Raw genomic sequence first — 13,871 nt, 5'->3', positions numbered from 1 at the left:
GGCGATTCTCCTGGGAGGATTAGAATGCGATCGATTGTAGCGGCGCCGTCCATCAGGGCGGCTAACAATTTTTGATGGCAGGTATAAGTCGATGGCAGAGTCCAAAAAATACGAAATCGAAGTCCTGGTCGAAACACAGTATCTGCCCGAGCAGTCGGATCCAGAGGCCGACCGCTATTTCTTCGCCTATCGCATCCACATCACCAACGTCGGCAGCCAGGCCGCGCAGCTGATCTCGCGGCACTGGATCATTACCGATGCCGAAGGACATGTCGAGGAAGTGCGCGGCTTGGGCGTCGTTGGCAACCAGCCGTTCCTGCGGCCCGGCGAATCCTTCGAATACACGAGCAGTTGCCCGTTGACGACCCCGGTTGGGACGATGCGCGGCAGCTATCAGATGGTCGCCGAAGATGGCACGCGCTTCGATGCACCGATTTCAGAGTTCGTCCTGGCGATGCCCAGAATCTTGCATTGAACCTAAAAACCCCAGTTGACCGCTCCTGTAGGCAAAAAATGCCTTTGAGAATCAGAGCTTGCCACACTTTTCCCGCTCACCGAGTCGGTGACCCCGCTACGCACCCGCTAGCGCGCCCCGGCGGCGCCTGGCTTTGTTGCTCCTCCTTGCAGGCATGAGCCTGCTGCGTCGTCGCGTCGCGCCATGCACCCGCCGGGACGCACCATCGGGCGCGTCCAACTGAGGTTTTTAGGTTGAACGCTCCATCAATGCCTTCGCTTCCTCGGTCTTGAGCCATTTCCAGGGCAGCGGAATCAGTCCCGGCACGCGCCGTCGATATTCCCGGTAAACCGCGCCGTAGTGCGCTTCGAGCTTCTTCTCCTCGAGCCGCGAGCCGATGACGAGATAGAGCGTGACAATGATCGCCGAGACGAGGAGCGGCGGATTCATTTCGCGCGTCCAGATCAGCACGAGGCCGAGGCAATACCACGGGTGGCGCACGAAACGGTGCAGCGGCGAAATGCGGAAGGCATCGTGCTCGGCGGCATCGGTGCGCTTTTCCCTGAGTGGCTTGATGCCGAGAAACTCGCTCATGTCGTAAGCGCCGCTCGAAAACCACAGCGCGACGAGCGCAGCTAGCGCGAGCCCGTTGGCAAGCCATATCCACATTCCTGTCCAGCGCCACAACGGCTCGCCGTCGAGCGCGAAGGTCGCTTTGATGAGCGGCAGAACCAAAAGCAACGCGAGCAGGTTGTAAGTCAACCGGTAATACGGCGCAACAGCAGGCCAGCGCCGCGTCACCCAGGTCTTGACGGTGAGCGCGGCGAGCAGCGAATGCACGACGCCATAGGCCAGCCAGCCCAGCGCGAGCCAGAGCAATTGAGGTGCGAAAGACAAAGCGATCGTCACTGGCGCGGATGGCTCGTCATCGGCACGAAGACGACACGCAGCACGTTGCGCTCGCTGAGTGTGCCATCGGGGTCTTTGCGCACCAGCTTGAGCTGCTGGATCTCGCCGGGCGACCCGACCGGGATCACCAGCCTGCCGCCGGGTTTGAGCTGATCGAGCAGCGCGGGTGGGATCCGCGGCGCCGCTGCGGTGACGATGATGCCATCGAAGGGCGCATGTTCTGCCCAGCCCTGGTGACCGTCGCCGTGACGGATGAAAACGTTGGCATAACCGAGACGGGCGAGCCGCGCCCGCGCCTGCTCGGCGAGTGCGGCGATGATCTCGACGCTATACACTGCGTGCGCCAGTTCCGCCAGCACGGCGGTCTGATAGCCCGAGCCGGTGCCGATTTCCAGGATCTTGTCGTCGGGCTGTAAAGCGAGGAGGTCGGTCATCAGCGCGACGATGAACGGTTGCGAGATGGTCTGGCCGTGGCCGATCGGCAACGGGCCGTCGGCGAACGCGAATCGGCGTTCCGTCGCCGGCACGAACAGTTCGCGTGGCACCCGACCGAGCGCCGCCATCACCCGCGCATCGAGCGCCTCCTTGCCGATCTCCTGCCGTGTCCAGGCGACTTCGTCGGCGATGTCGCGCAACATCGCCTCGCGCTCGGCGCGCAGTGCATCGTCTTTCCCTGCGGCCTCTTCGGTCGCCAAGCGTCCTTCGGCAGCATGGCTCATGTCGCCCATCCTGCGTGTCTGGGGCCTGATTCCGCTGTCAGCGCTGGTTCAACCCAGTCAATGATCTTCGATGTGTGGCGCAAACTCTTCGGCGGGCAGGCCGGTGTCGGGATCGATCCAGCCGTTGATGCCGATTTCGTCCTCGACTTCAGCAATCGATTCACTGACATCGAGGTCTTCGTCGCCGCCGGATTCCATGTCGGCGACGGCTTCCGCCCGTGTCGCAAAAGGCCCGATTTCCATGCCGCTGTCGGGATCCAGCCAGTAGAACCCGTCGGGGTGTTCGATGACACGGGTGTCTTCGGCGGTCTCAATGGTTTTTCGAACGGTTGCCATTCAAATCCTCCCGTGAATGGGTTCAGTCGGTTTTCGTCGAGCAAAGATAACACCGATCGCGGTGTTGCGTGCGCATTGACTGCACCGGCTATGTGGTCTAGACAAAGAAAAGAAACATTGCGCTTGCAAGCGGTGATGGAGGAACATCATGCAGACGGTCATCGAACCCGATGAACGGGTGAGTAAAGAGCTCTCGGCGGTGATCGAGGCAATCGCCAATGAGCCCGACTGCACGATGCCGGTGACGCTGGGTGTGGTGCGTGATCGGTTGCGCCATGTGCTGGCCGGTTTCGCCGAGGCCGATCGGGTTCACGGTTTCGGTGACGAGGAAATGCTCAGCGCCGAAGTCGAGGCGCTGATCGACGAATATGGTGAGGATGCGCTGGCCACCGAGCTCACCAGCGTCAAGGCCAGCGAGGCGCTGTCGACGGTCATCGAAACCGTGCTCGACGAGAGCGAGGAGGATGTCGTGCCGACGCTCGGGAAGGTGCGCCGGGCGATGCAGGAAGGTCTGGTGGCGCGGCTCGTCGGCGCGGGATTGCTCGAAGCGGAGGACGAACAGCCGCTCGAAGCCGAGATCGAGGCGCTGATCGAGCGGCTGGGCGAGGACGAGCCGGCGGAGAACGTGCTGCGCTACGAATGAGCCGACGGTTCAGCTGCGATAGTCGGCATTGATCTTGACGTAGTCATGACTGAGGTCGCAGGTCCAAACCTTGGCCATCTGGCTGCCGCGACCGAGGTCGATGCGTACGGAAATCTCCGCGGCCTTCATGATGCGTGCGCCGTCTTCCTCACGATAGCTCGCCGCGCGGCCGCCGTTTTCGGCGACCAGCACTTCCTCGCCGCAGCTGGCCAGCCAGACCTTCACCTTCGTGTCGTCGAGGTCGCGCAAGGCCGGATCGTTGTTCCAGGCATAGCCGATCGCGGCGAGGATGCGGCCGAGGTTCGGATCGGAGGCGAAGAAGGCGGTCTTCACCAGCGGCGAATGGGCGATCGCGTAGCCGACTGCCTTGCATTCGGCGACCGTACGGCCGCCTTCGACGGCGATTTCGATGTATTTCGTGGCGCCTTCGCCATCGCGCACGATCGCCTGCGCGAGCTCGCGCGCGACGTCGATGACGGCCTGCTTGAATTCCTGCCAGCCGGGGGCGTCGATGGTGTCGAATTTCGCCTTGCCTTGGCCGGTGGCGATCACCACGAAGGAATCGTTCGTCGAGGTATCGCCATCGACGGTGATGCAGTTGAAGGATTCGTCGGCGGCCTCCTTGACCAGGCGCTCGAGCATCGGCTGACTGATTGCCGCGTCGGTGGCGACGAAGCCGAGCATCGTCGCCATGTTCGGCCGGATCATGCCGGCGCCTTTGGCGATGCCGGTGATCACGGCTGCCGTCCGATCCTCGCCGACTTTGCGGCTGGCGGCTTTGGCCACGGTGTCGGTGGTCATGATCGCATGCGCGGCTTCATACCAGCCATCCGGTTTCAACGCGGCAAGCGCGGCGGGAAGGCCCGCCTTCAACCGTTCCACCGGCAGCGGTTCGAGGATCACGCCGGTCGAGAACGGCAGCACTTGTTCTGCACGCAAGTCCAGCAACTTCGCCACTGCGGCGCAGGACTGCAGCGCGGCCGCAAGGCCCGGCGCTCCGGTGCCGGCATTGGCGATGCCGGTGTTGATCACCAGCGCGCGAATCTCGCCGCTTTTCAGATGTTGGCGGCAGATGTGCACCGGAGCGGCGCAAAAGCGGTTTTGCGTGAATACCCCGGCCACCCGGCTGCCGGGGGCGAGGGCGATCAGCGTCAGATCGCGGCGGCCTGCCTTGCGGATGCCGGCTTCAGCGGTGCCGAGCCTGACGCCGGCGACGGGAAACAGTTGGTCGGGCGTGGGCGTGGCGTAATCGACGGGCATGTCATTCTCCAAAGACGTGTTTCCAGAGCGCGCGCACCTTGGCGATGCGCGCGGCGTGCGGTGCGGCTGGGACGCGGGAATCGAGGTTGTTCAGCCGGCGCAGATGTTGCAGACGGCGGTATTCGCGATAGGCCTCGCGCGCGGCCTCGGCGAGATCGGCGGGAATCAGCCCGCAGTCGGCGGCGATCTTCAACAAGGCGATGTTGCCGAGGTTGCCGGCAAGCTGCGGATGCTCGCAGGCGTAGGCGAGGATCAGGTATTGGACGATGAATTCGACATCGACGAGACCACCAAAATCGTGCTTGAGGTCGAATAGATCGGATGTGCCTCGGGTGCCGAGGTTTTCGTGCATCTTGGCGCGCATCGCCAGAACTTCCTCGCGCAGTTTGGCGCGGTCGCGTCGCTGGCAGAGGATCTCGCGGCGGATGGCTTCGAAAGCGGCGCCGATCGCAGGATCGCCGGCGATTGAGCGGGCGCGCGTCAAGGCCTGGTGTTCCCAGACCCAGGCGCTCTCGAACTGATATTTGCGGAAAGCTTCCAGCGAGCTGGCAACGAGGCCCGCATCGCCGTTGGGCCGCAACCTGAGGTCGGTCTCGAATAGGATGCCGGCGGCGGTGCGCGTCGATAGCCAGGAAGAAAGCCGCGTGGCGAGCTTGGCGTAGATGGCGGCGGCATCGGGAGCGGGGTCGTCGTAGAGATAGACGAGATCGAGATCGGAGGCATAGCCGAGCTCCTTGCCGCCGAGCTTGCCGTAGCCGATCACCGCGAAGGCCGGTTGCTCGCGGTGTTTCCTCGAGAGCTTGCGCCAGGCGAGGGTCAAGGCACGATCGACCATGATGTCGGCGAGTTCCGAGAGATGGTCGGAGAGCCGCTCCACGGTGAGCAGCCCGGCGATGTCCTGGCCGAGCAGCCGAAACACCTGGGCATGGTGCGCCTCGCGCAGCGCATCCATCTGCGCTTCGGTATCCGGCTCCAGGGCATCGGTCTGCTCGGCGAGATGTTGGCGGAAGGCTTGCCAGTCGGGCGCCATCTGCAAGGCGCGCGCATCGAGCAATTCGTCGAGCAGGATCGGGTGATTGAGCAGATATTCTGCCGCCCAGGAGGAGGCGCTGACGATTTTCGCCACCTGTTCGAGCGCCTGGGGGTATTGCAGCAGCAACGCCAGATAGGCGGCGCGCCGGCCGATCGCTTCGATGAGGTCGAGCATGCGCGCAAGCGTCTCATCCGGATTGGGCATCCTGGCGGCGGCCTCGATCGCGCGCGGCACCAGCGCATCGAAGCGGTTGCGCGCCTGTTCCCCCATCTGCTGGTAACGCGTGCCGTTGCGGATTGCCGCCAGTCGCGCGCACAACGGTGCCGGGTCTCGATAGCCGAGTTTGGTAAGTTCCGCCGCCTGACCGTCGGCCTGGTGCCAGACCGTGTCGAGCGTGTGATTGCGTTCCCCGGGCGCGGCGAAGATGGCGGCGAAATGGCGGGCGACGTTCTGGCGGTGGTCGTCGAGTTCCGCGAGCAGCGCCGGGTAATCGGCAAAGCCCATCGCCTGCGCGACGCGCTGCTGATCCTCCGGGTTTTCTGGCAGCGCATGGGTCTGGGCATCGTCGAGGTATTGCAGGCGATGTTCGAGCCGGCGCAGGAAGCGGTAGGCCGCGGACAATTCGACCACCGCATCGAGTTCGAGCTGGCCGCGGTCGACCAAGAGCTTCAGAACCTCGAGCGTGGGCCTGGCCTGCAGCGCCGGATCGCGCCCGCCGCGGATCAGCTGGAACACCTGGGCGATGAATTCGATCTCGCGAATGCCGCCCGGCCCGAGCTTGATGTTGGTGGCCATGTCCTTCTTCGCCACTTCGCGGCGAATCTGCGCGTGCAGCTCGCGCATCGCCTCGATCGTGCCGAAGTCGAGATACTTGCGGAATACGAAGGGCTGGCGGATCGCTTCCAGCTCTTCCCAGCGTTCTCCGGTCAGCGGTCGCGCCTTGATCCATGCATAGCGCTCCCATTCGCGGCCTTGGGTGTAGAAGTAGTTCTCCAGCATCTCGAAGGAGCCGACCAGCGGGCCGGAATCGCCGTTGGGTCTGAGTCGCATGTCGACGCGGAACACCTGGCCATCCGCGGTGATGTCGGAAAGCGCGTTGATCAGCGCCCGCCCCAGGCGGGTGAAGAATTCGAAATTCGAGATCGGCCGCGCGCCATCCGTTTCGCCGTCTTCGGGATAGACGAAGATCAGGTCGATGTCGGAAGAGACGTTGAGCTCGCGCCCGCCGAGCTTGCCCATGCCGATGACGATCAGCTGCTGGCGCTCGCCCGCGGCATTCTTGGGTTCGCCATAGCGCGCGATCAGCGCCGCCTCGGTGACGGAGAGTGCGGCGGCGATGGCCGTCTCGGCGATCACGGTCATGCTCTCGACGACTTCGGCGAGATCGGCGCGACCGGAAAGATCGCGGCTCATGATGCGCGCCATCGCGCGTTGCTTGAGACGCCGCAACACCGGCTTGAGACTTTCTTCGTCGAGCGGCTGTTCATTCAGCCAGGCTTGGGCCAGGGCGGCGGTCAGCGGCGCTTCGGCGCACAGCTCGTCGGCGAGCTCGGGGCGGGCCTGCAGCAGCCGGGCGAGATAGCGCGAGTAGTCGGGCGGGGAAAGGGGGAAAGGCATGGGCGGTAGAATTGGCGTCGTTTCGGCCCATTTTAGTCCGCCCCGACCCCTTGCCCATCCTGTCTTCATCCTCTGCCGGCATCCTCCGTTCCGTGTTGCGCTCGAGCGGCCGGCTTTTGCTGGCCGCGTATTTCGCCGCGGCGAGCCTGATCCTGGTCGGACGCTACTGGCTGATGCCCGAGATCGACCGCTGGCGTCCGGCAATCGAGCAGCAGATTTCCAGAGCCATCGGCCTGCCGGTCGAGATCGGGGAACTTTCCGCCGACTGGCCTGGGCTGCATCCGCATCTCGTCGTCGGCCAGCTGCGCGTCCATGACCGCACGGGGCGCGAGGCGCTGTTGCTCGAACGCGTCGAGGCCGAGATCGGCTGGACCTCGCTGCTGTTTCTCGAACCGCGCCTGCATCGCCTCGAAATTTTTGCGCCGGTGCTCGAAATCCGGCGCGACGCCGCCGGCAATCTCTTCGTCGCCGGCCTGCCGGTGCGCGCCGAAGGCGATAGCCGTTTTACCGCCTGGCTGCTCGAACAGTATCGCATCGTCGTGCGCGAGGCCCGCGTCGTCTGGCGCGACGAGTTGCGCGCTGCACCGCCACTCGAACTGTCCCACCTCGACTTCGTGCTGCACAACCTCGGCCATCATCATGACTTCGCTCTGGTCGCCGTGCCCTCCGGCGACATTGCGGCGAGCATCGATCTGCGCGGCAAAGTCAGCGGCCGCAGCCTGAGCGATCTCTCTGGCTGGGACGGGCAACTGTATCTGGATGCCAAGGCGCTCGACATCGCCGCGGCTGCGCCATGGGTCACGCTGCCGCTGGAAATGACGCAGGGCAGAGGCGATGTGCGCCTCTGGCTCGATCTTGCCGACGCCCAGCCGAGCGGGGCAACCGCCGACCTGCGGCTTGCCGATCTGCGCGTGCGCCTGCAGCCCGACCTGCCGCCACTGGCCATGACCCATCTCGATGGGCGCCTCATTGCACGGCGAACCAAAGAGGGCTATGCCGGCGAATTGAGGCGCTTTCGACTGGCGACCGTGGCTGGCATCGAACTTCCCGTCACCGACGCGAGCCTGCGGCTCAAGGCTGCCGGAGGCGGCGGCGAGCTGATCGCCAACCGCCTCGAGCTCGATCAGCTCGTGGCGTTGATGGCGTTTGTCCCGGTGCCGCAGCCATTGCGCGAACGCCTCGAAGCGCTTGCGCCACGAGGACGGCTCCGGAACCTCGAGGTGGCCTGGCAGGGGGCGCTCGAGACACCGCAAAGCTTTCGCATCCGCGGCGATTTCAGCGAGCTCTCCCTCGCCGCATGGAAGACCCTGCCTGGATTCGGCGGCATTTCCGGCCATGTCGATGGCGACCACCTATCCGGACGGCTGACGCTTGCCGGCAGCGATGCGCGGCTCGAATTGCCGGCCGTGTTCCCCGAGCCGACCCTGGCGCTCGGCCGGCTCGAAGCCGAAATCGGCTGGCGCGCAAAGACCGGGGCCACGGAGTTTCTCATCCAGCGCGCCAGTTTCAGCAACGACGATGCCAAGGGCGAGGCGCTCGGCAGTTATCGTTACACCGGCGAGGGCCCCGGCGAGATCGATCTGACCGCGAAGCTGACCGATGCCGCCGGCAGCGCGGTGTGGCGCTATCTACCGCGCGTGGTGAGCAAGGATGCGCGCGACTGGCTCAAGGCCAGCATCCGCGGCGGCCGCGCCGAGAACACGACGCTGCGCCTCAAAGGCCCGCTGGCACAGTTTCCGTTTCGGGGCGGCAAGGGTGGCATCTTCCAGGTGAGGGGAAGATTCCACGGCGTCGGCCTCGACTATGCGCCCGGCTGGCCAGCGATCGACGGTATCGACGGCGAGCTGCTGTTCGAGAACGAACGCATGGTGATTCACGGCCAGCGGGCGGCGATCATGGGGGTGGCGTTGTCCGAGGTGCGCGCGGAGATCCCCGACCTCGAAGCTTTGGAAGAACGGCTCATCGTGACCGGGCGCGCGCAGGGCGACACCCAACGCTTCTTCGATTTCATCGAGGCAAGTCCGGTCGGCGAACGCATCGACCATTTCACCGCGGACATGGCCGCCCAAGGCACGGGAACGCTCGACCTCAAGCTCGTCATCCCGCTCCGCCACACGGACAAGACCGAAGTGCAGGGGCGCTATCGTTTCGCGGGCAATCGCATCGAGGCATTGGCCGGACTGCCCGCATTCACGGAAGCGCAGGGAGAGCTGACATTCAGCACGGAACGCTTGCAGGCGAAGAATCTGCGCGCGCGTTTCCTCGACCAGCCGGTGACCATCGAGATCGCCACGCAGTCGGGCGGTGCGGTGCGCATTGCCGCCAGCGGCGGTCTCGCAGCGAACGCCTTGCGGCGCCATTACGGCTGGCCGGCGCTCGACCATCTGTCGGGCGAGACGCCCTGGCGCGGCGTGCTGACAGTGAAAAAAACCGCCGCCGAGCTGCGCCTCGAATCGGATCTGCGCGGGCTGGCCTCCAGCCTGCCCGAGCCGCTCAACAAGCCGGGGCTCGAAGCTTTGCCACTTCTCGTCGAGGGTCGCCTCGAGCCGCAACGGGGGCAGTGGTCGGCGACGCTGGGACGCGTCGCCCGCCTGGTGTTGCAACGCGCGAATGCGCCCTGGCGCGGCCGCTTGAGTATCGGCGAGAAAGCCGTCGCGCAGGCTTCACCGCTGCCGGCGCAGGGGCTGGCGCTGGCAGCGGATCTGGCGAGGATCGATGCCGATGCGTGGCGCGTACTGGTCAAGGACGGGACGGAAAACGGCAGCGACGGTGCTTTGGCGGTGACGGCCATCGAGGTGCGCAGCCCGGTGCTGCGCGCGCTGCGCCGCGATTTCCACGAGGCGCGCCTTTCTGGCACGCGCAACATGGGGCGCTGGCAGCTCATGCTTTCGAGCCGCGAAGTGCAGGGCGATCTCATCTGGGAGATGGCCGGGGCGGGCCGTATCAGCGGCCATTTCAGCCGTCTGCACCTCCCCGCGATCGAGGAGGCAGTGGAGACGGCGAGCGAGAGCGGCGGCGACACGACACGCGAATTGCCGGCGCTCGATCTCGCGATCGACAGTTTCCGCGTCGGCGAAAAGGCATTCGGCGAACTACGCCTGGCGGCGGAAAATCGCGCCGGAACGTGGCAGGGGAGATTCGAGCTGAAGAACGATGCGGCGAAGCTCTCGGGTGAGGGGCGCTGGCGGCCGGGGCGCGCCGCGGCCGAGACGGCGCTCGACTTCAAGCTGGACGTCGGCAATGCGGAAAAGCTGCTCCAACGCTTGAAGTTGCCCGATGCCGTGCGGCGTGGCGAAGGAAAACTCAGTGGCGACGTGCGCTGGCGGGGCAGTCCCTTGAGCTTCGATCTCAAAAGCCTTGCCGGCAGCATCGAGGTCGATTTCGGCACGGGTCAGTTCAAGAAGCTCGAGCCCGGCGTCGGCCGCCTGCTCGGCGTGCTGTCGCTACAAGCGCTGCCGCGCCGCATCACGCTCGATTTTCGTGACATCTTCAGCGAGGGCTTCGCCTTCGACCGTATCGGCGGCGCAGCGAGGATCGCTCGGGGTGTGATGGCCACCGACGAGCTGCGCATCCAGGGGCCGGCCGCGAAAGTATCGATCTCCGGCCAGATCGATCTGGTGACCGAGACACAGCAGCTGAAGGTGCGCGTGCAGCCAGCGATCGGCGAGTCGCTCGCGGTCGGTGCGATGCTCGCCCACCCGGTGGCCGGCGCCGTCGCCTGGGCGGCGCAAAAGATTCTGAAAGACCCGCTCGACCAGATTTTCGCCTACGAATATGCGGTGCGCGGTTCCTGGAGCGATCCCCAGGTCGAGAAGCTGACCCACAAAGCCCCCGATACCCCCCCGATCACCCCCGGTTCGACACAATGAGCGAAACCCTTACCCTGGCCGCGATCCAGATGATTTCGACGCCCGAGGTCGCGGCAAATCTCGCCACCGCGGCGCGCTTGATCGCCCAGGCCGCGGCACGCGGCGCGCAACTCGTCGCCCTGCCGGAATATTTCCCGATCATCGGCGGCACCGATGCCGACCGCCTCGCGGTGCGCGAGACCAAGGGCAGCGGGCCGATCCAGGACTTTCTCGCCGAGACGGCGGCGCGGCATGGCCTGTGGCTCGTCGGCGGTTCGATTCCGCTGACAGCGGAAGATCCGGCGAAACTCAGGAACAGTTGCCTGGTCTTCGATCCGGCCGGCAGACGCATCGCGCGCTACGACAAGATCCACCTGTTTGGCTTCCAGAAGGGCGCAGAGCGCTATGACGAGGCGGAGACCATCGAAGCCGGTCCGCCGGCTCCCGTGGTGGTCGAGGCGCTGGGCCTGCGCGTCGGGCTGGGCATCTGCTACGACCTGCGCTTTCCCGAGCTGTTCCGCGCGATGGGCACGCTCGATCTGATCGTGCTGCCGGCGGCGTTTACCGACACCACTGGCCAGGCGCACTGGGAACTGCTGCTGCGCGTGCGCGCCGTCGAGAACCAGTGCTATGTGCTCGCGTCAGCGCAAGGCGGGCGCCATCCGACCGGGCGCATGACCCACGGCCACAGCATGGTCATCGACCCCTGGGGCGAGATCGTGGCGGGCATGGAATATGGTGAAGGTGTGGTGGTTGCCGAACTCGACCCGGCGCGCACCGCCGAAGTGAGAGCGAGTCTGCCGGCGCTGCGCCATAGAAGATTGTAAATTTGCCCCCATATCGTCCAAACCCGGCGCTGGCGACACGGCACGGCGCCACATCCTGCATTCGACCCAACCCCATGGATACCATGACCCATTTCGCCACCGCTGAACGTCATCTCCTGACGCCCTACGACTTGGATGCTGGCCAGCTTTCCCGGGTGTTCGGCGAACTGTTCGGCCACCGCATCGACTATGCCGATCTCTACTTCCAGTTCTCCCGCTCGGAGGCCTGGAGCCTCGAGGAAGGCATCGTCAAGTCCGGCAGCTTCAACATCGAGCAGGGCGTCGGGGTGCGCGCGGTGAGCGGCGACAAGACCGCCTTCGCCTATTCCGACGACATCAGTCTGGCCGCGCTGCTCGATGCCGCGCGCGCCGTGCGCGCCATCGCCGCAGCTGGCGGCAGCAGCAGCTTGCCGCTGCTCAAACGTCATTCGCTCGTCCCGTTGTATGCCCCTGACGATCCGCTGGCCTCTCTGCCCGATGCGGAAAAAGTGCGCCTCTTGGAGCGGCTCGAGGCTTTGGCGCGCGCCGCCGATCCACGGGTGACCCAGGTGATGGCGCACATCGCCGGCAGTTGGGAGACGATCCTCGTCGCGCGTTCCGATGGCCGGCTTGCCGCCGATGTGCGGCCGCTCTCCCGCGTCTCGCTCACCGTGATCCTGGAAGAAAACGGTCGGCGCGAACAGGGTTCCGCTGGCGGCGGCGGGCGTTTCGACTATGCGTATTTCACTGACGCGGTGTTGCAGGACTATGCGGAAAAGGCCGTGCATCAGGCGCGCGTCAATCTCGCCGCCATGCCTGCGCCCGCCGGTGAGATGACCGTGGTGCTCGGCCCCGGCTGGCCGGGCATCCTGCTGCACGAGGCGATCGGCCACGGCCTGGAAGGCGACTTCAACCGCAAGGGCAGCTCCGCGTTCTCGGGCCGGATCGGCGAGCGCGTCGCCGCGAAGGGCGTCACCGTCGTCGACGACGGCACGCTGTCCAATCGGCGCGGCTCGCTATCGATCGACGACGAAGGCGTCCCAACGCAGCGCACCGTGCTGATCGAGGACGGCATCCTCGTCGGCTACCTGCAGGACACGCTCAATGCGCGGCTGATGGGTGTTACGCCCACCGGCAACGGCCGGCGTGAATCCTTCGCCCATCTACCGATTCCGCGCATGACCAATACGACGATGGAAGCCGGCGACAAGGATCCGCAGGAGATCATCGCCTCGGTGAAGAAGGGGCTTTATGCCGCCAATTTCGGCGGCGGGCAGGTCGATATCACCAGCGGCAAGTTCGTCTTCTCGGCCGCCGAGGCGTATCTGATCGAAAACGGCAAGATCACCCGGCCGGTGAAGGGCGCGACGCTGATCGGCAACGGCCCGGACGTGCTCACCCGCGTGTCGATGATCGGCAACGATCTCGCCCTCGATCCAGGTGTCGGCACCTGCGGCAAGGAAGGCCAGAGCGTGCCGGTCGGCGTTGGCCAGCCGACGCTGCGCATCGACGGCATGACGGTGGGCGGTACCGGCTAGCCTGTCGGACTCGATCCGTTGCGCGCTTCGGGCCGCGCAGCAGAATATTTCACCGCCAGAAATTCCTGCGCAACGCCGCAGACCGCCCGCGCAGCCGGTTCCGAAGGGGCATGAGCCTTTCAGTCGCCTTTCAGTCGTCGCGTTCCACGACGGGCTTCTTGTGTGCGACCCCCTTGTGGCACTCGATACAGGGCGGCTGCGGGTTCTTTTGTGCCGCCTGTTGCATCTTTTCGCTGGCGCGCTGGCCCTGCTTCTCGAAGTGCATCGCGTCGAAGGAATGGCAGTTACGGCATTCGCGTGAGTTGTTCTCCGTCATTTCCTTCCAGACGCGCTCGGCCATTTCGAGACGATGCGCCTCGAACTTCTCGGGCGTGTCTACCGTGCCGATCAGCTTGTGATACAGCTCGTTCGAAGCCTTGATCTTGCGGATCAGCTTGTGTGTCCAGTCTTTGGGGACGTGACAGTCGGAACAGATCGCCCGCACGCCGGAGGGATTCTTGTAATGCACGCTCTGCTTGTATTCCTGGTAGACGAGCTGCTCCATCTCGTGGCAGGAGACACAGAATTCGAGCGTGTTGGTGGCTTCCATCGCGGTGTTGAAGCCGCCCCAGAAAATGATGCCGACGACGCCGGCCACCAGTAGCATCGCACCGCTGTGGGTCGGACTTTTCAACCAAAGCTTGATCTTCTTGAACATACGTAACTTCT

The 13,871-nt window shown here is 65.0% G+C and carries 11 protein-coding genes; 5 read left to right on the top strand and 6 right to left on the bottom strand.

Going from position 1 to position 13,871, the window contains the following annotated elements; translation table 11 throughout:
- Positions 1 to 91 precede the first annotated feature (91 nt).
- The gene (gene apaG / locus EL335_RS09765) at positions 92 to 475 is read left to right on the top strand and encodes a Co2+/Mg2+ efflux protein ApaG (RefSeq protein ID WP_126446426.1); all 384 of its coding nucleotides are present in this window, start codon (positions 92 to 94) and stop codon (positions 473 to 475) included.
- A gap of 228 nt (positions 476 to 703) precedes the next feature.
- Here apaG and EL335_RS09760 read toward each other — a convergent pair whose 3' ends face one another.
- Genes EL335_RS09760 through EL335_RS09750 form a run of 3 tightly spaced genes read right to left on the bottom strand, consistent with a single transcriptional unit; the run spans position 704 to position 2,418 of the window.
- Positions 704 to 1,363, bottom strand: a complete 660-nt coding sequence (locus EL335_RS09760; protein ID WP_284155323.1) for a methyltransferase family protein — start codon at positions 1,361 to 1,363, stop codon at positions 704 to 706.
- Positions 1,360 to 2,082: a protein-L-isoaspartate(D-aspartate) O-methyltransferase gene (locus EL335_RS09755; protein ID WP_284155322.1), complete on the bottom strand. Its 723-nt coding sequence runs from the start codon at positions 2,080 to 2,082 to the stop codon at positions 1,360 to 1,362. The genes EL335_RS09760 and EL335_RS09755 overlap by 4 nt, the downstream gene beginning before the upstream one ends.
- A 57-nt stretch (positions 2,083 to 2,139) precedes the next feature.
- The gene (locus EL335_RS09750; protein ID WP_126446424.1) at positions 2,140 to 2,418 is read right to left on the bottom strand and encodes a hypothetical protein; all 279 of its coding nucleotides are present in this window, start codon (positions 2,416 to 2,418) and stop codon (positions 2,140 to 2,142) included.
- Positions 2,419 to 2,566: 148 nt separating this feature from the next.
- Between EL335_RS09750 and EL335_RS09745 the strand changes: the two genes are divergently transcribed.
- Complete coding sequence (locus tag EL335_RS09745) at positions 2,567 to 3,061, top strand: hypothetical protein (protein WP_126446422.1); 495 nt, start codon at positions 2,567 to 2,569, stop codon at positions 3,059 to 3,061.
- Between the two features lie 9 nt (positions 3,062 to 3,070).
- On the opposite strand, the gene argJ is transcribed toward EL335_RS09745, so the two are convergent.
- Both argJ and glnE read right to left on the bottom strand, forming a co-directional pair.
- Positions 3,071 to 4,321, bottom strand: a complete 1,251-nt coding sequence (gene argJ, locus EL335_RS09740; protein ID WP_126446420.1) for a bifunctional glutamate N-acetyltransferase/amino-acid acetyltransferase ArgJ — start codon at positions 4,319 to 4,321, stop codon at positions 3,071 to 3,073.
- A 1-nt stretch (position 4,322) separates the two neighbouring features.
- Positions 4,323 to 6,971, bottom strand: a complete 2,649-nt coding sequence (gene glnE, locus EL335_RS09735) for a bifunctional [glutamate--ammonia ligase]-adenylyl-L-tyrosine phosphorylase/[glutamate--ammonia-ligase] adenylyltransferase (RefSeq protein ID WP_126446418.1) — start codon at positions 6,969 to 6,971, stop codon at positions 4,323 to 4,325.
- A gap of 92 nt (positions 6,972 to 7,063) precedes the next feature.
- Here glnE and EL335_RS09730 point away from each other — a divergent pair, with 92 nt between their 5' ends.
- From EL335_RS09730 to tldD, 3 genes are all read left to right on the top strand, one after another.
- The gene (locus EL335_RS09730; RefSeq protein WP_172600075.1) at positions 7,064 to 10,840 is read left to right on the top strand and encodes a YhdP family protein; all 3,777 of its coding nucleotides are present in this window, start codon (positions 7,064 to 7,066) and stop codon (positions 10,838 to 10,840) included.
- On the top strand, positions 10,837 to 11,646 hold the full coding sequence (locus EL335_RS09725; protein WP_126446414.1) for a carbon-nitrogen hydrolase family protein: 810 nt from the start codon (positions 10,837 to 10,839) through the stop codon (positions 11,644 to 11,646). The genes EL335_RS09730 and EL335_RS09725 overlap by 4 nt, the downstream gene beginning before the upstream one ends.
- Before the next feature lie 83 nt (positions 11,647 to 11,729).
- Positions 11,730 to 13,163 carry a metalloprotease TldD gene (gene tldD / locus EL335_RS09720; RefSeq protein WP_284155321.1) on the top strand — a complete coding sequence of 478 codons (1,434 nt, stop codon included), beginning with the start codon at positions 11,730 to 11,732 and terminating at the stop codon, positions 13,161 to 13,163.
- A gap of 130 nt (positions 13,164 to 13,293) precedes the next feature.
- Here the strand turns inward: tldD and EL335_RS09715 are convergent, their stop codons facing one another.
- On the bottom strand, positions 13,294 to 13,860 hold the full coding sequence (locus tag EL335_RS09715; RefSeq protein ID WP_126446410.1) for a NapC/NirT family cytochrome c: 567 nt from the start codon (positions 13,858 to 13,860) through the stop codon (positions 13,294 to 13,296).
- Between the last annotated feature and the right edge of the window lie 11 nt (positions 13,861 to 13,871).

This window comes from Sulfuricystis multivorans (assembly GCF_003966565.1).
GTDB classification, from domain to species: domain Bacteria; phylum Pseudomonadota; class Gammaproteobacteria; order Burkholderiales; family Rhodocyclaceae; genus Sulfuricystis; species Sulfuricystis multivorans.
The sequence above is the reverse complement of the archived record's forward strand: the minus strand, read 5'-3'. Positions and strand labels throughout refer to the sequence as shown.